Source organism: Bradyrhizobium jicamae (genome assembly GCF_018130695.1).
GTDB lineage: Bacteria > Pseudomonadota > Alphaproteobacteria > Rhizobiales > Xanthobacteraceae > Bradyrhizobium > Bradyrhizobium jicamae_B.
The window spans coordinates 180,988-199,943 of the sequence record NZ_JAFCJX010000014.1 but is presented as its reverse complement, the minus strand read 5'-3'; the positions used below and the strand labels follow the sequence as shown (position 1 = coordinate 199,943).

Genomic DNA, 18,956 nt, shown 5'->3' with positions numbered 1-18,956 from the left:
TCAGTACGCTCAGGACAATGGAGGATTTACCGGCGGGATCACCGCCAAACGCTCGACCAGATCGACAACTTCGCCGCGCTGGTCGGGCGCAAGCCGAATGAAGGCCTTCAGCAGTCGCAGGCTTTCAATTGTTTCGCTCGATGGAGCTCCGAGTTTCTTCTGTAGCTCTGCAACCCAAGTGGGATTTTTCATCTCGCACCTTAGTGAGGATTACGAATGGCATACCCAGTCAAACGTGAAGGCTTGGCCCAGAAGGTCGATACCGCAGCCCGGGAGGCCGAGAGCCTTGGCCTGACGACAGCGACCTTGATTCTTCGGATGGCACGCCTCGAGATCGATCGAGCGGAACCCGAAGAAGTTGAAAGTATGCCAAGGAACAACCTGCGCAGCAAGCCGAACTGAAGGGCCGAAACGGCCCCATCTTTGGCCGTGGCGCCGATTGGCGCCCGTCCATCCGGTTGGAATTGATCGTCCAACGCAGGCGGATGCGGCGAGCGGGAGATGATCCGCTCGCCCTGCAGCGGTGCGAGTTCCCGCGACCGCAACGGATCACGTTGTCGCGAGTTGCCGACCTTGCTGCGTGCTAACCTGCGGTCTCGCTCTTGCCGAACGCGCCCGCTGCTGCGAGGACCGCGATCTTGCGATCGTCGTAGCCGAGCGTCGTGCGCAGCACATCCTTGGTGTGCTGGCCAAGCAGCGGCGCCGCGACGGGATCGATCGCCGGCGTCAGGCTCATGCTGACCGGCGTTTCGATATTGGGAACCGTGCCTGCGGTAGGATGCGGGATTCGGCTCAGGCGATCGCGGTCGCGCACTTCGGGCGCATTGAAGCCCTGCTCAACCGTGCGCAGATAACCAACCGGAATGTTGGCCTTCTTCATCTTGGCCATCCAGTTCTCCAGCGTATCGGTCGCGAATACGCTGGCGATGATGGCGCGAAGCTTCTCCTTGTTCGCGGTGCGCGCCTTGCGATGGGCGAACTCGGGATCGGTGACGAGGTCGGGTCGCTCGAGCACGTCGGTGACCAGCCGGCGATACAGGCGATCATTGGCGCAGGCCATGTAGAGCGGCCCGTCGGATGCCCGATAGACACCGACGGTCGGCGAACCATTCGGCGAGTTGCCGAAGCGGCCCGGATTGTTGCCACTGACCAGATAGGCCATTCCGTAGAAGCCGGTCATCGAGACCGCAGTATCGATCAGCGCAACCTCGACCTGCTGACCGCGGCCCAGCCGGTCACGGGCGATCAGGGCGAGCAGGATGGCGTTGCAGGCCGACATCCCGGTCGCCATATCGACGATCGGCGGTCCGGTCCGCACCGGCTCGCTATCCGGAAAACCGTTCAGTGACATGAAGCCGCTTTCGGCTTGCGTGATTGGATCAAACCCCGGGCGCAGCGCAAACTCACCCTTGCGGCCGTAAGCGGAGATCGAGCAATAGATCAGCCGCGGATTGGTCGGCACGACGGAAGCGTAGTCGAGCCCGAACTTCTTCATCACCCCGCCGGAAAAGTTCTCCACGACCACGTCGGCCCTGGCAATCAGCGCGCGTGCTACGTCGAGCGCGGCGGGATTGTTGAAATCGAGCACGATGCCGCGCTTGTTGCGATTGAGGCTGAGATAGGCCGCGCTCTCGCCGCCGATTTCGGCGTGCTCATAGTGGCGCGTATCGTCGCCGCCATCGGGATTCTCGATCTTGATCACCTCGGCGCCGAAATCGGCCAGGGTCTGGGTACAGGCGGGTCCGGCGACGACGCGGGTGAAATCGACCACAAGCAGACCATCAAGGGCCGTCGGAACGACCGCACCGCGCGGTGCGCGTTCCGGCAAATCTGGTCTGGCAGTCATGATTGGGCGATTCCTCTTGTTATTTATTTTGTCAGGCGAAATTCTGCTGATCGCGGCATCGCCTATTGCCTTTTAACGGAAGCCGGCCGCCAGCGCCAAATCTCGATTTTGCAGGGCGGGATAACAGCCCAACATGGCTCTCGGCAGCGCAACGCGCACGGCAAATGGCCGCCCGAACCCGGGGACAGGGATCGGACGGCAAGGACGGATCGGTTGCGCCGCGGGCACGCGCCGCCGCGTCGTTCCTGCGTATTGAGGGGCTTGCTACTCGGCGACCATCTCGCCGGAGCCGCCGAACTCGGCCGGAAAATCCTTCAGCTTCGGCAACCCGTCGCGCATCGGCAGCACGGTCTCGGCATAATTCACATGGACACCGGGAGCGAAAGCAAGCGTCGGGATCGTCGCCGTGAACACGTCGATCAGCCCGAGCGGCGGATGGTTGGTCATGAGATGACCACCGCATTTGGCGCAGTATTTGCGCTGGCTGAGCGGCGTCTTCTCAAAGGTCGCGACGTACTGCGCCCCTGCGGTGATCTCGACAGCCTCCGGCTTCCAGAGGCTGAACGCATTGACCGGCCCGCCCGACCAGGAGCGGCAGGACCGGCAATGGCAGTATCCCATCGCCTCGGGTGCACCGGTGACCTGCAGTTCCACGGCACCGCAAAAACAGCTTCCAGCATGCTTCATCAGTTCATTCTCCAGGGATTGATCAAGGACCCAAGTCAGGCTGATTTTCGCCACGGCACCAACATCGACACGCGCCGCGCATAGTCGCGATACTGGTCACCAAAGAGATCGACGAGATCGCGCTCTTCCAGCCAGATGCCGACGAAGATGTATGCGGTCGTCACCGCCGCGAACAACAGGTGCCCGACGCTCATGGTCGGCGCGGCCCAGAACGCGATGATGAAGCCGAGATAGATCGGATGCCGCACGAAATTGTAGTAGAGTGGCGTGCGGAATCTCGGCGCAGGCACTTCACGACCGACAAGATTGCTGGTCACCTGATGCAATCCGAACAATTCGAAATGATTGATCAGATAGGTGCTGGTGAAGACAATGACCCAGCCGAGCAGCGACAGGCCGGTAACGACAGCGGCCAGCTCCGGTTGCGCGATGTGCCAGACGATGGCGGGCATCGGCCGCCATTGCCAGAACAGCAGCAGCAGAGCGAGACTCGAGAACAGGACGTAGGTGCTTCGTTCGACCGGCTGGGGAATGAATCGCGTCCAGCGTTGTTTAAACGATTTGCGGGCCATTACGCTGTGCTGGACCGCGAACAGCGAGAGCAGCACGAGATTGGTCAGCAGCGCGGAAATCACCCGGGTCTCCGAGCCGGTATCGATGGCCTTGGGCACGACGAGGCCCATGACGAAGCCGATCGCATACAGGATCGTGACGAGGAATGTGAGGTAGGCCACAGCGCCGTAGACGAATGCGATGAATCTTAGCGTTCGACGTCCCGTCGTGGCGGGGCCAATGACGTGGGTTTCGGCCATAAAATTGACTCCGGTAACGGTAATGGGATCACAACTTTGATTTTTGCAAATTGCCTGAAACGCTGCCGCAAGGCTTTGCCCTGCGCTTGACCTCACCATGAGATGCACTTGATTGTTTCTTGAGACACGGCGGCACACGTGAAATTCAGCTTCAACAACCACCTCCTCGACACCGATCTTCGGGAGCTGCGTCGCGGCGGCGAGATGGTCGCCATGCAGCCGCAAGTGTTCGACCTGCTGGTTCATCTGCTGCAGAACCGCGATCGTGTGGTCAGCCGCGACGATCTCATTACGCTGGTCTGGGGCGGCCGCATCGTCTCGGATTCGACGCTCGACAGCCGCATCAACGCCGCCCGCAACGCAGTCGGCGACAGCGGCAAGGAGCAGCGGCTGATCCGGACCATTCCGCGCAAGGGCGTTCGCTTCATCGGCGAGGTCGATGAGCCGGCGGCGGACGCTGTCCCTGCGACCGTCGTTCTCGCCAATGTCGAACCGGCACGGCCACCGCTTGCGTTGCCGGACCGCCCGGCGATCGCGGTGCTGCCGTTCGACAACATGAGCGGCGAGCCTGAGCAGGAGTATTTTTCCGACGGAATCAGCGAGGACATCATCACCGCGCTGTCGAAGCTGCGATGGTTCTTCGTGATCGCGCGGAACTCGTCCTTTACCTACAAGGGTCGCGCGGTGCTGATGAAGCAGGTCGCCGCCGAGCTCGGCGTGCGCTACGTGCTCGAAGGCAGCGTGCGCAAGAGCGGCGACCGCGTCCGGATCACCGCCCAGCTCAACGACACCGCATCCGGCGGTCATATCTGGGCCGAGCACTACGACCGCGATCTGATCGACGTCTTCGCAGTGCAGGACGAGATCACCGACGCCATCGTTGCTGCCATCGAGCCGCAGATCTATGCGGCCGAGAATTTCCGCAGCCGCCGCAAGCCGCCGAGCAATGTCGACGCATGGGACCTCACCATGCGCGCACTGTCGCATCATTGGCGGGTGACGCGGCCGGACAACATCCTGGCACAGGCGCTGCTGGAGAAGGCGATCTCGATCGACCCGAACTATTGCCAGGCGCTCTCGCTACTCGCCACCAACCACATGTTCGGCGTCCATCTCGGCTGGGCCGACATCCGCGCGGTAGCCCCGGCTGCCGAGCGCGCCGCGCTTGCGGCGATCGCCGCCGACAGCGAGGACGCCTGGGCGCACAATGCGCTCGGCAGCGTCTGCTTCTCGACGCGCCGGCTCGATGATTCGCTGTCGCAATTCGAGCAGGCGCTGCAGCTCAACCCGAACTTCTCGCTCGCGCAGGGCTATTATGGTCTGGCGCTGTGCTATGCCGGCCGCTGGCAGGACGCCTATGAGGCGACGCAACGCGCGATCCGCCTGAGCCCGCGCGACCCCTCCTCGGCGATCTACTATGGCGTTGCAGCCTACGCACAATTCGTCGGCAGGAACTACGCCGAGGCGATCCGGCTGTCGCGCGAGGCGATCCGCCAGCGCGGCGATCTCAGCGGCGCCTATCGGGTGTTGACGGTGGCCGCCGGCATGAGCGGCGAGACGGAGATGGCGAAGGCCGCGCTGCAGGAACTGCGGCGAACCCAGCCCAGCATCTCGCTGAGCTGGATCGCGACGCAACTACCGTGGAAGCTCGATGCCGACCGCGAGCATTATCTGGAAGGCTTTCGCCGCGCCGGCCTGACTTGATCGGCCGCGCGGCGACCGGTCTCGCCGTCAGCGAACGATCTCCTTGACCGGAACCGGATGGGGCGTGGCAAATCCGTACACCAGCGCCAGCCGGTCGAGGCACTCCTGCAGGCGCCGCGCCAGATAATCGCGCCAGCGCTGGGTCAGGAGACCGCGCCGCTGTCCGACCTGCTCCATGGTCATGCCCAGGATCAGCACGTCATGCACCAGTGCCGAGCCGTCGGCGCCGAGCTCACGCTCGATGCGGTTGAGCCGCAGCACCGCGCGGCGCTGGCCCTCGGTGATCGGTTCGCGGCGCTGGCCGCCATCGACATATTCCCGGGTCGGATCGACCGCCCGCGGACCGCGTTCGGCCTTCTCCCAGTCGTTCTGGAAGGCCCGGCCGCCCCGGAACTGGGCATCGTCGATCTGGTGATGCGTATGCAAGCGGGCCAGCGGATCGTTGCGAATTGAGCGCAGCGCGACAATCTTGTCGCCCGGCTCCAGCGCCAGGGGATCGTCGACCTCAACCGAGGCGACCTCGGCATTGAACGGCACATCCTGCGCCCTGCGATCGTGAAGGGGATGATGCGGCTTTCGGCGTTTGGCTCGGGGCATGAATTGGGCTCCATGGAATAGGAAAGACATCGCGGGAGCCAGGCGCTCCCGCGGCAGATGAGGTCGTGGAGAAGGAATGCGGACCGCCCGGCGCTCAGCGGGTGATCAACTCGAGCCAGGCGGCGGTCAGGACCGGCTGCAATGAGGCCTCGGGATCCCTGCTGAGATGAAAATGCGGGGTGCAGTAGCTCGAGCCCGGTCGCCGGGGATGGCCGCAAAAGGTGATCGGCTCGCCTTCGGCGTCGCCGCCATACGGATACCGGCAATTCTCGGCCTCGAGCTCGGTCACCGCGCAATGGCGCGGCGTGATCTCGACGCAGCGCAGCGGAGGCGCTTTCTTGTTTGAAACGAACGGCTTCGGAACCTGAAACAGATTGGCCCGCGCCGCCGCCTCGACCTCCGGTGGTCGATTCGGGCCTGATCGTACCTTTGGTAGCTCCGGAACCCGCTCCCCGCGCGCTGGCCCGCCCTCGATGGGCGCTCCCAGCCCCAGACGCTGGGCGCGGCCAAGCGTGGCGTTGCGGCTATAGCTGGTCTTGAACCGGGCGTTGATCGTCCTGGTGATATCCGCGTAAGACATTCCACGGGCACGCAAATCCCGCAGGGCCGCCGAATGCTCGGGCGGCCAGTTTGCCGTTTCCATACATCATTCCTGCTTGTTGTCTGTCGCGTCCGGACGCTTGCACATACGTTAGGATATTCCGAAGGAAAAGTCAAGCTTGTTTTCCGAATATCGTAACGCTATATATCCTTCCGGGATTCGGAACAGAGGTGCACTATGTTGGACGTCAAAATGGTCGTGGCCGCATTGGATCGTACGGGCAAGTCAAAGGGAGGCCTGGCGGAAGCCATGGGCGTGCGGCCGGGCGCGGTATCGGAGATCCTGTCCGGGATCAGGCTGATCAAGGCCTCGGAGATCGCCCCGATCGTGGAATATCTCGAGCTGAACATGGTGCCGATCATGGGCCGGGTCGGCGCCGGCGCCTCGATCGAGCCGGATTTCGAGCAGGTCCCGCCGGACGGTCTCGGCGAGATCGAGCTGCCCTTCCCGCTCTCGGAAGAAACCATCGCCTTCGAGGTTTCCGGCGATTCGATGCTGCCGAAGTACGAGAACGGCGACGTGATCGTGGTCTACCGCGAGCAGCGCCACCCCCTGTCGAGCTATTACGGCGAGGAGGCCGTCGTCCGCCTGAAGAGCGGCGAGCGCTATCTCAAGACCATCGAGCGCGGCAGTTCGGCAAGCCAGGTCAATCTCAAGAGCTTCAACGCCAAGCCGATCAACGGGGTGAAGCTGGAATGGATCGGCGAGATCTGCCTGACGCTGCCCCGGGGGCAGATCAATCGGATGCGCGGCAAGACGGCCGCCCGGGCTCGCAAGGCCAAAGGGAAATAAGGCCTACCGCCCGGGGCGACGGCTCATGCCCGCGCCGGGCGGCGAATCGGTGTCGGGGCCGAATTTTTCACATTCGGCCTTGACATTTTTCTTCTTTTCAGCAATACTGCAAATCAATCGTCAGCGGAGCCCTCGCTTCCGGCATGCAGTATTTTGTCGTCATGATCGACTATGGCCGGCGCGGCCGTGAGGCGATCGTCGATCCCGAGATGACCCGCCGCGATGTCGTCGCGCGGGTTGCCTCGGGGGAATACACCAATATCAACTTCATCCACGAGATCAGGGATAGCGCGGTCGAGGACGTCACGGATGACGTCCTCGCGGAAGCAGCCCTTCCCGACGTCGGCCTGACCGGCGCCGACCTGCAGGCCAATACGTTCGATCATCTCCACGACCTGCGGAAACACGAGCCCGTCTGACGGCGCCGGCGATCACGATTACGTTGCGAAACCGTGATCCGGGCTTTCATTGGCTCGATGGCGGACTACCTGTACCTCACGCAAAGTCTATTCTGAGTGAGCGGACGGTTGCGCTAGATTCGCGGATCGTTATCCGGGCAAACAAAAAAGCTTTTGATGAATCCAACGATCAAGGCCGAGATCGCGGCACGCGATGGCGATCTCAGGATCGCCCTGCTGCTTGGCATCGCGAACTGGTTTCTTTTCCTGGACCACATTCCCCACAACGCGGTCAGCGCACTGACCCTGCGCAATTTCGGCTTCAGCGGCGCGACCGATCTGTTCGTCTTCGTCGGCGGCTATGCCGCAGCCATCATCTATGCCCGGATCGCCGTCGAGCGCGGATATGTCGTGGCTGCAACCCGCATCTTCAAGCGCGTCTGGCAGCTCTACGCGGCCTACATCGTGTTGTTCGTGATCTATGTCGACCTGATCGGCTATGTCGCGGCGCAGACCGCGGCTCCCGAGATCATCGGCGAATTCAACATCACGGGCTTCATCGACCATCCGATCCGGACGATCATCTATGGGCTGTTCATGCAGGCCAAGCCGCTCAATCTCGACGTCCTGCAGCTCTTCATCGCCCTGATGGCCTTCCTGCCATTCACGCTGTTCGGCCTGTTGCGCTGGCCGAACCTGACCTTGGCAGCCTCGATCGCGCTCTACGTCGCCGCACGCATCCTCGACTGGAACCTGGCCGCCTATCCGGACGGCCGCTGGTACTTCAATCCGTTCTGCTGGCAGCTGCTGTTCGTGCTCGGCGGCTGGTTTTCACTGGTCAGCAAACGCTATTCGCGCGTCATCCGCTGGATGCAGGGCATCGCCGCGCTCCGCGCCGCGGCGCTGGCCTACCTGCTGTTCGCGCTCGTGCTGACGGCCAGTCCCCGGCTGCCCGCGCTCGCCGAGCTGATCCCGGACACGGTGCTCAACACCTTCCTGCCGAACGACAAGGAGAATGTCGCGCCCTACCGCATCCTGCACTTCCTGGCGCTGACCTTCCTGTTCACCCTGGTCGTGCCGCGCGATTGGAAGGGCCTGTGCTCGCGCGCGCTGCAGCCGCTCGTCAAATGCGGAGAGGAGTGGCTGGCGGTGTTCTGCGCGGGCGTGTTCCTGTCGTTCGCCGCACATTTCATCCTGATCACCGGACCGAATTCACTGACGCGGCAGGTCCTCGTCAGCATCGCCGGCATCGTCGCCATGACCGGCGTCGCCTATTACGTGTCGTGGTCCAAGCATCAGGACTACAAGACCGCGATCGGCGTGCGATCCTGATTCCACTCTGCTTCGCCGCCGATTAATCGACGGCAAATGCGCGTCGCAGCCGCGCCGCGCTGTCATCGAGCATGGTCTGATCAAGCTGCCCCTGCTTTGCGGCTGCGGCCGCGCAGGCGAAGATGCGGTAGAACTGCGCACCATCATAGGCCACCAGCACGAGGTCGGCGCCAGCATTCAGCGCCTCCACGACCGACGTGCAGACATCGCCCTGGTAGATCGCACCCATCACGAAATCGTCGGTGATGACGATCCCCTGATAGCCCCAGGTCTTCCTGATAATCCCGTCAATGACGGCTTTGGAATGTGACGCCGGACGATCCGGATCGATCGCCGTCAGCGCCACATGACCCACCATGAGCCGCGCGTTGGTCCGCGCCAGCACCTCGCGGAATGGACGCCAATCGGTCGCCTCGAGTTGATCGATCGGCGTTGCCAGCTTCGCGGTGAAATGATGGGTGTCGGCACGGACGCGGCCAAGACCGGGGAAATGCTTGACCGTCCCGTTGACGCCGGACGCCTCGAGCCCGTGGATATAGGCCTCGGCAATCTCGCTGACCTTCGCCGGGTCGTCCGAGATCGCGCGCTGTCCGATCAAGGTATTGAAGTCAAACCGGTTGCGCTTTGCTTCCGGCCGCAGATCGAGCACGGGCGCGAAATTCAGGTTCACGCCGATCTCGGCAAGCTCCTGTCCGTGGGTCCGCCCGAATGATTCAGCCTTGGCTTTCCGCTCGGCCGGCGGCAGCTCAGTCAGCGTGGCGAGCGCGGGAATTCTCGTCAACGCCGGCGACAGATGCGAGACGATCCCGCCCTCCTGGTCGGTCGCGACCATCAAGGGCGGCAATCCCACGGACCGACGCTTGTTCTGCAGTGCTGCGATCTCCGCCTTGAGCGTCTCGGCCGTCTTGCTGCCGCGAAGATTGCGGCCGGTGACGTAGATGCCGGAGATCAAGCCTCTCTCGGACAGCGCCGCAACATCGTCGAATGACGAATAGCCCACGGCGAAATGCTGACCGAGCTGGCGGGCCTGCACCGACTCGGTTTGCAGGACCTGACGCTTCCTGATCTCGAAGGTGAGATGCGCATTCGCAAGCATCAGCGGCGCTAGGCCCCACAACACGATGAGGAGCCGCCCGCCCCATCTCCGCCAATAGCCGCGCCTGACCAGCAGGAGGACGATCGCAACACCGGCGATCGTCATCAGGATATTCCCGGCGCCCCGGAGGTGAACCAGATACGGATCGTTATTCTTGACACCAACGAAGATCAGGACCGGCGCGGCAAGCCAGAGCAGGACGATGCCGACGCGTTTGCTCAATGACATCTGAGGCAACGATTGTGCGCAGGAGTGCGATGTGACCGCATCTATCAAACGACTTGCGCGCAGGCGAACGAATAACAACTCCTGCACATACTCTGCATAAGAATCCTGAATTCCTGCAGAGCCCGCTCCCGCTATCTGCACAAGCAGCAATCAAACTGCACGGCGTTTCAGGCAGCGACCGTCAGGGCGTCTCCAACAAGAGCCGGCCGGTGACACCATCGACAGGATGGATTTGAACAATGACAGAGAACACGATGACGAGCCTTGCTTCACGAGAAACCGATGCCGGCGTATCTCCCGCGCCTATTCCGCCGGCGAAAGCGATCGCGACGCTTGTCCTCGCGGGATTCGCCGACTGGCTCTTCTACGATCAGCGCGTCGGCATTTCGGCCGCACTGTTCGCGCTTGTCCTGGCCTGCACCTCGTTCTGCGCAAATCGAGGAACACTCGATCACAAGCGACTGCTGATCGCGGTCGCCCTCGTCATGCTCGGACTGATCCCCAGCCTGGAAGACATCAATGCGCTGTCCCTGGCGTTTGTGATGCTGACACTCGGTTCAGCGCTGGTGCTGACGACGAACCGACATCTTGACGGCCTCGCGGCCGGTGCAGCCGCTCTGTTCGACCTCTATCTGGTCGGCCCGTTCCGATTCTTCGCGGACCTTATCCGTGCCTTCAATCTGCCTGCCCTCACCAGAGGCTTCGCACTGTGGTTCGTGCCCCTCCTGTTCGGATGCATCTTCGTATTCCTGTTCGCAGCCGCCAATCCGCTGATCGCGAAGTGGATCACTCAGTTGAACCCCGGCGATCCCTCGTCCTATCTCAGCCTGGGCCGGACCTTGTTCTGGACGGCGGCGCTGGCGCTGATCTGGCCCTTCATCCAGGCGCGGTGGCAGCAGAAGGCTGCGATCGCGAGCAAGCCGGCTGAAGTCAGGGAGGCCCTCCCAACTCGGCCGTCCGAACTCATCGATCTCTTCGGTGCCCCGACCATCCTGCGCTCGCTGGTCCTGTTCAACCTGCTGTTCGCGGTCCAGACGATCCTCGACATGATCTATCTCTGGGGTAACGGAGCGCTGCCATCAGACATCACCTTTGCGTCCTACGCCCATCGCGGCGCCTATCCGCTGATCGTGACGGCCCTGCTGGCCGCCGGCTTCGTCCTGGTCGCGATGCGGCCCGCTGGTCCCGCCGAGCACGCGCGGATGATCCGGCCGCTGGTCTATCTCTGGGTCGGCCAGAACATCCTGCTCGTGATTTCCTCCATGCTGCGCCTTGACCTCTATGTGCAGACCTACCTGCTCACATACTGGCGCATCGCGGCTTTCGTCTGGATGCTGCTGGTGGCCGTCGGCCTCGCCCTGATTCTCGCGCGGATCGCGCTGCAGCGATCGAACCATTGGCTCGTCTGCGCCAATCTGCTCGCACTCACTGCGGTCCTCTACACCTGCTCGCTGGTCAATTTCGCCGCCTTCGTCGCCGACTACAACGTCGCCCACAGCAGCGAGGTGGCCGGCAAGGGCGTACAACTCGATATCGACTATCTCATGCAGCTCGGCCCGGAAGCCCTGCCGGCGATCGACAAGGCGGTCAAGCTCGGCTCCGTCCATCCTCGCCTTGTCTTGCACCGCAATTGGCTTGTAGAACAGCAACGCCAGCAGGCGACGTCCTGGCGCGGCTGGAGTTTTCGTTCCTGGCGACTGCAGCGTTATCTGGCTGCCGATCAGCCCGGCCCGGCGGCAGGTTGACGACCTTCGATTCGGAGAGACCTTTTGACCCACCGCATCCTCATCGTCGACGACGACCTCCACATCCGCGAGGTCATCCGCGTCGCGCTGAAGAAGGCCGGCATGAGCGTCACCGAGGCGCGCGACGGCAAGGAGGCGCTGACGCGCTTTGCCAGCGACCGGCCGGACCTGATCGTGCTCGACATCGGCATGCCCGAGTTCGACGGGCTCGATGTCTGCCGCGAGATCCGCAAGTCGTCCGACGTGCCGATCCTTTTCCTCTCCGCACGCGACGACGAGATCGACCGAATCCTCGGCCTCGAGATCGGCGGCGACGATTACGTCACCAAGCCATTTAGCCCGCGCGAACTCGTCGCGCGGGTCAATGTCATCCTGCGCCGGATGAGTGCGCGGGGCAGCAATGGGACACAGGCGACTGCCGCGCTCACGCAGGGCAATCTATCCGTCGATCCTGAGCAGCATGTGGCAACCTTCGCCGGCCATCCGCTTCGGTTGACCGCGATCGAGTTTGGCATCCTCCGCGCCTTCCTGACCCGCCCGGCGTCGGTGTTCAGCCGCGAGCAGATCATGAGCGCGGCCTATCAGCTCAACATCCAGGTCTCGGACCGCACCATCGACAGCCATATCCGCAACATCAGAGCCAAGCTCGCAGCGGTGAATTGCGACAATGTCATCGAGACCGTCCATGGCGTCGGCTTCAAGCTCGGCCGGTGCGAGCTGCAGGCATGACGCTGTTCCGCGCGCGCGAAAAGTGGCGGCCTTCGCTCGGCCTCGTCGTCTTTGTCGTGCTCGCGACCGTGGCAACGCTCCCGCTGGTCGGGCTGTTCCTGTTCCGCCTCTACGACAACCAGCTGATCCACCAGACCCAGGCCGAGCTGATCGCGCAAAGCCGCGTGCTTGCGGCCATCTGTGCTCAGGAGGTGCAAGCACGGCTCGACCGCGGCATTCCCCTAGGGGTCGAGTTGCCACCGCAAGCCGTGCCTGATCCCGGCGAACTCACCCCCATCCGACCGACCCTCGATCTCGCCGGCAACGATTTGCTGCGCCGCCGGCCCGACGCATTGCCGGCAACAAAGCCAGCGGACCCGGCCTATCTAGAGATCGGCGCGCGCTTGATGCCGATCATCCGCGAGACGCAAAAAGTGACGCTGGCAGGCTTTCGCATCCTGGATCCGAACGGCACCGTGATCGCCGGGCGCCAGGAGGTCGGGCAGTCGCTCGCCCATATTGAAGAGGTCGCGGCCGCGTTAAAGGGGCAGTACAGCGCCGCCCTGCGCATCCGCGTTCCCGACAAGCCGCCACCTCCGATCTATTCGATCAGCCGCGGCGTCGGCGTTCACGTCTTTTCCGCGATGCCCGTCATCGTCAACAATCGCGTGGCCGGCGTGATCTACACTTCGCGAACGCCAAGCAACATCTTCGAGCACATCTATCTGGAGCGCGGCAAGTTCATCCTGGCGGCCTTGACCGTCGTGCTCGCGACCATCGCGATCGGATTGATCTTCTCCCGCACCGTGACGCGGCCGATGCGCGAGCTGGTCGACCGCGCGACGCGGATCGGCCGCGGCGATCGCGATGCGTTTCGGCCGCTGCAGCATTACGGCACGCGCGAGCTCGCGCAGCTGTCGGACAGTTTTCTCGGCATGGCGCAGCAGCTCTCGCGCCGCTCCGACTACATCGCAACGTTCTCGGCCCACCTGACCCACGAATTGAAATCGCCCCTGACATCGATCAAGGGCGCTGCCGAGCTGCTGCTCGATTCGCTGCAGAGCAAGTCGGACACGCTCACGCGAACCGAGCAAAAGACGTTCGTCTCGAACATTCTCGGCGACGCCGAGCGGCTGGAGGCGATGGGCCACCGGTTGCGCGAGTTGGCGCGCGCCGAGAGCGTCCCCCAGAACGAGCGGATCCAGCTTGGCGCGGTCGTCAACGGCTTGATGGCGCGCTTTCCAGGCCGGGCGATCATCGCCATCGGCTGTCTCGACCGTTCTATCGCCATGTCCGGCGAGAAGGCCCAGATCGTGCTGGTGCACCTCACCGAGAATGCGATCCGCCACAACGCCAGGAATGTGCGCATCGAGGCGATCGACGATCGCAGTATCGTGAGGATGACCGTGAGCAATGACGGCGATCCGATCTCGGAGCCCAATCGCGACCGGATCTTCGATGCCTTCTTCACCACGCGTCGCGACACCGGCGGCACCGGCATGGGGCTCGCGATCGTCCAGGCCATCATGATCAGCCATGGCGGATCGATCCATCTGCGGCCATCAGACGCCGGCGTGACCTTCGAGCTTGAATTTCCGGCCGCCTGATCTTCAGACGCGCTCGATGATGATCGCCGGCGCCATGCCGCCGGCCGCACACATCGTCACCAGGCCGCGCTTGAGATCGCGCCGCTCCAGCTCGTCAAGCACCGTTCCGATCAGGATCGAACCGGTCGCGCCGATCGGGTGACCAAGCGCGATCGAGCCGCCATTGACGTTGACCTTGTCGCGGTCGAGCTTGAGGTCGCGGATGAACTTTTCCGCGACGACGGCAAAGGCCTCGTTGATTTCGAACAGGTCGATGTCGTCGAGCGTCAGCCCGGCCTTGGCCAGCACCTTGCGCGCGGCCGGCACCGGCGCGTTCAGCATCAGCGTCGGCGAATCCCCCATATTGGCCATCGCCACCACACGGGCGCGCGGCTTCAGGCCGTGCTTCCTGGCGTAGTCCGGCGATGCAAGCAGGATCGCCGCCGAGCCATCGACCACGCCCGACGAATTTCCCGCGTGGTGGACAAAGTTGATGTCGAGATCAGGATATTTATCCAGGATCAGCTGGCGATAGGTCGTACCCTTGTCGTCGAGTGCGTAATCGGCGATCGCGGGAAACGCGGGCTTCAGCGCCGCAAGCCCTTCCAGCGTGGTCTGCGGCCGCGGATACTCCTCGCGGTCGAGCGCGAGCGAACCGTCCTCGCGATGGACCGGCACCAGGCTCTTGTCGAAATGACCACCCTTGATTGCGGCCGCCGCGCGCTTCTGGCTTTCCAGGCCGAGCTCGTCGACGCCCTGCCGCGAGATCCCTTCCAGCGTGGCGACCGCATCGGCGCAGACGCCCTGATGCGACTGCGGATGCCGCGCGCGCAGGCGCAGATTGCCGGCGTCCATCATGAACGGCCCCTCGCCGCGGCGTCCTTCCATCGACATCATCTCGGTGCCGCCGGCGATCACCAGATCCTCCGAGCCGGACATGATGGCAGCGGCCGCCATATTCACGCTGGTGATGCCCGAGCCGCAGAACCGGTCCAGCGTGACGCCGCTCGCTTTCACGTCGTAGCCCGCATCAAGCGCCGACATCCGCCCGAGATCGCCGCTTTGTGGACCGCGCTGCGAGCTGGTGCCCCAGATGATGTCGTCGACATCGGCGGTCTTGATGCCGGTGCGATCGGCCAAAGCGCGCAACACGGTGGCGCCAAGCTGCTGTGGATGAATTCCGGACAGCGCACCCTTGCCGGCCTTGCCGATACCGCGCGGCGTCCTGCATGCATCGATGATCAGCGCGTCAGCCATGGTGGTTTCCTCTCATCTATCTCTGTTTGAGGCATTTGCCGCTCATCCGCCGACGGAGTCAATTCGCCGGCAATGCATACCGCCCTGCCTGACCGTTACCGTCCCTTGTAGTTCGGCGCCCGCTTCTCGACGAACGCATTGAGTCCTTCCTGGCAATCCTCCGTCGTCGCCACCAGCGCAAAGCTCTCGGCGGCATTTTCGACCGCGCGGCGGAAATCGGCATCAACCGCGCGCATGAAGGCGTCGCGGCCGATCTTCATCACGATCGGCGATTTCACCGCGAGCTTGCCGGCGATCTCGCGGGCGCGATCGAGCGCGGTGCCCTTGGGCACGACTTCGCTCAAGAGCCCCATGCGGAACGCCGTCGCCGCATCAAAAGGCTCACCGAGGAACAAGGGCCCGAACGCCTGATGCTTGCCGACCAGCCGCGGCAGCTGCACGAAATGAATCGCCGGGATCAGGCCGACGTCGATCTCGGGGTAGCCAAAGGTGCAGGCGTCGCCGGCGATGATCATGTCGCAGGCGATTGCGATCGTCATACCGCCGGCCCGCACCGCGCCATCCACGGCCGCAATCGTCGGCTTGCCCATCCGGTACTGTATATCGTTCAATGCGAAATACAGTCGCTCAAGGAATTTCTTGGTCTCGATCCCCGGCTTGCCCCTGACAATGTCGAGATCGAGCCCGGCGCAAAACACCTTGTGGGCACTGCCGACAACGACGGCGCGGACGGCTTGATCGTCCCTCGCCTTGGCCAGCGCGGCGAGCAACGCGTCAATCAGGTCCATGCTGAGCGCATTGACCGGTCCGCGATCGAGCATGATCTCGGCGACATGATTTGAAACCGAATAACGGACGAGATCGGCACTCATGCCTGGGCTCCCTTTTGACGAACCGCACCTGAAGCAACGAGCTCGTCGATCGCCGATCGTTCGAACCCAGCCTCCATCAGCACGGCATAACTATCCTGCCCCACATCGGGTGCTGGACACAGATTATCCTCGGACAGGCTCGCGATGCCCGGCGTGCGCGGCGCGTAGACCGCGCCGACACCCGGCGTGTCCTGGCACACCGCGGCCCTGGTCGCCTCGACATGCGCGTTGCGCAGCCACTCACCGGGATTGAGGATGCGTTCGGCGATCACGTCGGCAGCGTGCAGACGCGTCAGCCAAGCCTCCGTCTGCTGCGTCAGGAACACCTCGCGCAATTGCGGGATCAGCGCGTCGGCTGTGTCGGCTCGGCTTGTGAAATCAGCGAAGCGCGGATCGGTGGCGAGATCCTCGCGTCCAATCGCGGCGCAGAGCCGCTTGTATTGCGGTTCGTTGACCAGCGTCACCATCATCCAGCCATCCTGGGTCTGGTAGGTGCCGGCCGGCACGTTGAGCGCGCGTGGCGCGCCACCTTCGAGGATGAACTCGGCCACCTTGTGGCCGAGCAAGGCCGAGGTCGACTGGCAGAGATTGACGTCAATCCAGCGGCCGGTGCCGACGGTGGCGCGCGCGAACAGCGTCGTCGCGATCGCCTGGAAGGCATAGACGCCGGTGACGACATCCGAGATCGTGGTCCCGACCCGGTGCGGCACACCGTCGGCGCCGAGGTTGACCGAGACCAGTCCGGTAAAGGCTTGTGCGACCGAATCCGAGCCAGGCCGCTTCGCATAAGGTCCGCTCTGCCCAAAGCCGCTGACTGACAGATAGATCAGGCCGGGATTCTCCTGGGAGAGGCTGTCGTAGCCGAGGCCAAGCCGCGCCGCGACGCCGGGCCGAAAGCCCTCGATCAGCACGTCGGCCTCCTTCGCCAGCCGCTGTGCGATCGCGATGCCGTCCTTGTGCTTCATGTCGAGGCTCAGGCTGCGCTTGCCGCGGTTGTAGACCGCCGACAGCGTGGTGTGATTGCCATAGGTGGTGCCGAGAAAGCGCGACCAGTCGCCCTCGGGCGGCTCGACCTTGATGACATCGGCGCCGTACACGCCGAGCAGCATCGCGCAATAGGGCGAGGCGATCCCCTGCCCGAAATCCAGCACCCGCAAGCCCCGATACGGCGCCTCATGCGTCGGCGTCAGTTTGCCCGCCATCGTTCCTCCCTTCCGAAGAGCTACAGCGCCAGATAGCGCTGCCGGATATTGTCGTTGGCCTTCAGCTCTTCGATGGAGGATGTGTAGACGATCTGGCCCTTGTCGATAACCGTCGCGTGGCTCGCAAGGCCCAGGCAAAAATGCATGTTCTGCTCGGCGATCAGCACCGTGGCACCGGTGCTGCGGAGCTGGCGCAGCAACTCGCCGATCCGCTGCACGATGATCGGTGCCAGCCCCTCGCTCGGCTCGTCCAGCAGCAGCAGCGCCGGGTTGCCCATCAGCGTGCGCGCGATTGCCAGCATCTGCTGCTCGCCGCCGGACAGCCGGCCGGCGATCCGGTAGCGCAGCGGCTCCAGCAACGGAAACACGTCGTAGACGCGGCGGATCGACCACTCATCCTCGCCATCAGGCCCCTTCTTCTGGCCGATAACGAGATTGTCCTCCACGGTATGCTCGGGGAATATCTGCCGGTCTTCCGGCACGAAGCCGAGTCCGGCGCGAGCGATATGATGCGGCTTCATGCCCGAGACGACGGTCCCGCGCAGCGTGACCTTGCCGCGCCGCGCCGGCGCCAGCCCCATGATCGCCTTCATGGTGGTCGACTTGCCGGCGCCATTGCGGCCGAGCAGCGCCATGGTCTCGCCCTGCCGCACCGAGAGGCCGACACCGAACAGGATCTGGCTGGTGCCATAGTAGACGTCGAGGTCCTCGACCTGCACCACCGGCAGCGCGCTCATGCCACAGCTCCTGCATGGTCCTCGCTGCCGAGATAGGCCTCGATCACGGCGTCGTTCCTGCGGATGGCGTCGGGCGTTCCCGTCGCCAGGATACGGCCGTAGCAGAGCACGACGATTTCGGGCGCGATCTTGAACACGATGTCCATGTCGTGCTCGATGAACACGACGGTGATCTTCTCGCGCTCCCAGAGCTCGCGCACCTTGTCGATCATGCGCCAGCGCTCTTCGGTGCCCATGCCCGCGGTCGGCTCGTCCAGCAGCAGCACCTTGGGATCGAGCACCAGCGCCAGTGCAATGTCGAGCAGCTTCTGGTCACCGTGCGACAACGTCGCCGCAGTGCGGCCACGCTTATTGACAAGCCCCAGCAACTCCATCGCATGCTCGGCCCGGTCGCGCGTCTCGGGAAGCGGAAAGCGCCGGTGCAGCACGCCGGCGCGGCGCTGGTCGGCGCAGACCGCCGCCAGCATCGTCTCCTCCACCGTCAGCGACGGGAAGATACTCGCGACCTGAAACGCGCGGCCGATGCCATGACGCACGATTTCCGGCGGGGTCTTGCCGGCCATGTCGATGCCGTTGAGCAGGACCTGCCCGGCATCAGGCCTCAACGCACCGGTGATCAAATTGAAGAACGTGCTCTTGCCCGCACCGTTCGGGCCGATCACGGCGGTGAGCGAGCCGTCGGCGAAGTCGAGCGAGACGTTGTCCGTCGCCTTGACTCCGCCGAATGATTTTGAAAGCCCGCGGATCTCCAGCATG

Annotated in this window: 20 protein-coding genes; 8 read left to right on the top strand and 12 right to left on the bottom strand. The window is 63.6% G+C overall.

Features of this window, described 5'->3' with window-relative positions:
* Positions 1–9: 9 nt before the first annotated feature.
* A complete protein-coding gene (locus JQ604_RS21880) occupies positions 10–192 on the bottom strand; it encodes a hypothetical protein (protein ID WP_212361433.1) in 183 nt (60 codons plus the stop codon).
* 24 nt (positions 193–216) lie between these two features.
* On the opposite strand from JQ604_RS21880, the gene JQ604_RS21875 reads away from it, so the two are divergent.
* The gene (locus JQ604_RS21875; RefSeq protein WP_212361429.1) at positions 217–402 is read left to right on the top strand and encodes a hypothetical protein; all 186 of its coding nucleotides are present in this window, start codon (positions 217–219) and stop codon (positions 400–402) included.
* A gap of 181 nt (positions 403–583) precedes the next feature.
* Here the strand turns inward: JQ604_RS21875 and JQ604_RS21870 are convergent, their stop codons facing one another.
* The 3 genes from JQ604_RS21870 to mddA all read right to left on the bottom strand — a co-directional run bounded on the left by JQ604_RS21870 (position 584) and on the right by mddA (position 3,345).
* Positions 584–1,846: a CaiB/BaiF CoA transferase family protein gene (locus JQ604_RS21870; RefSeq protein ID WP_212361425.1), complete on the bottom strand. Its 1,263-nt coding sequence runs from the start codon at positions 1,844–1,846 to the stop codon at positions 584–586.
* Positions 1,847–2,110: 264 nt separating this feature from the next.
* On the bottom strand, positions 2,111–2,533 hold the full coding sequence (locus JQ604_RS21865; protein WP_212361423.1) for a GFA family protein: 423 nt from the start codon (positions 2,531–2,533) through the stop codon (positions 2,111–2,113).
* 35 nt (positions 2,534–2,568) lie between these two features.
* A complete protein-coding gene (mddA, locus tag JQ604_RS21860; protein WP_212361420.1) occupies positions 2,569–3,345 on the bottom strand; it encodes a methanethiol S-methyltransferase in 777 nt (258 codons plus the stop codon).
* Between the two features lie 138 nt (positions 3,346–3,483).
* On the opposite strand from mddA, the gene JQ604_RS21855 reads away from it, so the two are divergent.
* Positions 3,484–5,049, top strand: coding sequence for a winged helix-turn-helix domain-containing tetratricopeptide repeat protein (locus JQ604_RS21855; RefSeq protein ID WP_212361417.1), 1,566 nt, complete (start codon positions 3,484–3,486; stop codon positions 5,047–5,049).
* A 27-nt stretch (positions 5,050–5,076) separates the two neighbouring features.
* On the opposite strand, the gene JQ604_RS21850 is transcribed toward JQ604_RS21855, so the two are convergent.
* On the bottom strand, positions 5,077–5,646 hold the full coding sequence (locus JQ604_RS21850; RefSeq protein ID WP_212361413.1) for a hypothetical protein: 570 nt from the start codon (positions 5,644–5,646) through the stop codon (positions 5,077–5,079).
* Positions 5,647–5,740: 94 nt separating this feature from the next.
* Complete coding sequence (locus tag JQ604_RS21845; RefSeq protein WP_212361410.1) at positions 5,741–6,289, bottom strand: GcrA family cell cycle regulator; 549 nt, start codon at positions 6,287–6,289, stop codon at positions 5,741–5,743.
* 135 nt (positions 6,290–6,424) lie between these two features.
* Here JQ604_RS21845 and JQ604_RS21840 point away from each other — a divergent pair, with 135 nt between their 5' ends.
* The 3 genes from JQ604_RS21840 (at position 6,425) to JQ604_RS21830 (ending at position 8,769) form a co-directional block, all read left to right on the top strand.
* The gene (locus tag JQ604_RS21840; RefSeq protein ID WP_212361405.1) at positions 6,425–7,039 is read left to right on the top strand and encodes an XRE family transcriptional regulator; all 615 of its coding nucleotides are present in this window, start codon (positions 6,425–6,427) and stop codon (positions 7,037–7,039) included.
* 143 nt (positions 7,040–7,182) lie between these two features.
* Positions 7,183–7,458 (top strand): hypothetical protein, encoded by a 276-nt coding sequence (locus tag JQ604_RS21835; RefSeq protein WP_212361402.1) that lies wholly within the window; start codon positions 7,183–7,185, stop codon positions 7,456–7,458.
* Between the two features lie 156 nt (positions 7,459–7,614).
* The gene (locus tag JQ604_RS21830; RefSeq protein WP_212361399.1) at positions 7,615–8,769 is read left to right on the top strand and encodes an OpgC domain-containing protein; all 1,155 of its coding nucleotides are present in this window, start codon (positions 7,615–7,617) and stop codon (positions 8,767–8,769) included.
* A 22-nt stretch (positions 8,770–8,791) separates the two neighbouring features.
* Here the strand turns inward: JQ604_RS21830 and JQ604_RS21825 are convergent, their stop codons facing one another.
* Positions 8,792–10,093 carry a glycoside hydrolase family 3 protein gene (locus JQ604_RS21825; protein WP_212361396.1) on the bottom strand — a complete coding sequence of 434 codons (1,302 nt, stop codon included), beginning with the start codon at positions 10,091–10,093 and terminating at the stop codon, positions 8,792–8,794.
* A 239-nt stretch (positions 10,094–10,332) separates the two neighbouring features.
* On the opposite strand from JQ604_RS21825, the gene JQ604_RS21820 reads away from it, so the two are divergent.
* From JQ604_RS21820 to JQ604_RS21810, 3 genes are read left to right on the top strand one after another with little or no spacing between them, the layout of a single operon-like run.
* Positions 10,333–11,838 (top strand): DUF4153 domain-containing protein, encoded by a 1,506-nt coding sequence (locus JQ604_RS21820; protein ID WP_249158544.1) that lies wholly within the window; start codon positions 10,333–10,335, stop codon positions 11,836–11,838.
* A 24-nt stretch (positions 11,839–11,862) separates the two neighbouring features.
* Entirely contained in the window at positions 11,863–12,567 is a 705-nt protein-coding gene (locus JQ604_RS21815; protein WP_212361392.1) for a response regulator transcription factor, read from the top strand.
* Entirely contained in the window at positions 12,564–14,153 is a 1,590-nt protein-coding gene (locus tag JQ604_RS21810; protein WP_433996271.1) for an ATP-binding protein, read from the top strand. The genes JQ604_RS21815 and JQ604_RS21810 overlap by 4 nt, the downstream gene beginning before the upstream one ends.
* Positions 14,154–14,156: 3 nt before the next feature.
* Here the strand turns inward: JQ604_RS21810 and JQ604_RS21805 are convergent, their stop codons facing one another.
* The 5 genes from JQ604_RS21805 to JQ604_RS21785 all read right to left on the bottom strand — a co-directional run bounded on the left by JQ604_RS21805 (position 14,157) and on the right by JQ604_RS21785 (position 18,955).
* On the bottom strand, positions 14,157–15,389 hold the full coding sequence (locus tag JQ604_RS21805; RefSeq protein ID WP_212361388.1) for an acetyl-CoA C-acetyltransferase: 1,233 nt from the start codon (positions 15,387–15,389) through the stop codon (positions 14,157–14,159).
* A gap of 95 nt (positions 15,390–15,484) precedes the next feature.
* Positions 15,485–16,261, bottom strand: a complete 777-nt coding sequence (locus tag JQ604_RS21800) for an enoyl-CoA hydratase/isomerase family protein (protein ID WP_212361384.1) — start codon at positions 16,259–16,261, stop codon at positions 15,485–15,487.
* The gene (locus tag JQ604_RS21795; protein ID WP_212361381.1) at positions 16,258–17,463 is read right to left on the bottom strand and encodes a CaiB/BaiF CoA transferase family protein; all 1,206 of its coding nucleotides are present in this window, start codon (positions 17,461–17,463) and stop codon (positions 16,258–16,260) included. The genes JQ604_RS21800 and JQ604_RS21795 overlap by 4 nt, the downstream gene beginning before the upstream one ends.
* Before the next feature lie 20 nt (positions 17,464–17,483).
* Entirely contained in the window at positions 17,484–18,200 is a 717-nt protein-coding gene (locus JQ604_RS21790) for an ABC transporter ATP-binding protein (protein WP_212361376.1), read from the bottom strand.
* Complete coding sequence (locus tag JQ604_RS21785) at positions 18,197–18,955, bottom strand: ABC transporter ATP-binding protein (RefSeq protein ID WP_212361373.1); 759 nt, start codon at positions 18,953–18,955, stop codon at positions 18,197–18,199. Before JQ604_RS21785 ends, JQ604_RS21790 begins: the two co-directional genes overlap by 4 nt.
* Between the last annotated feature and the right edge of the window lies 1 nt (position 18,956).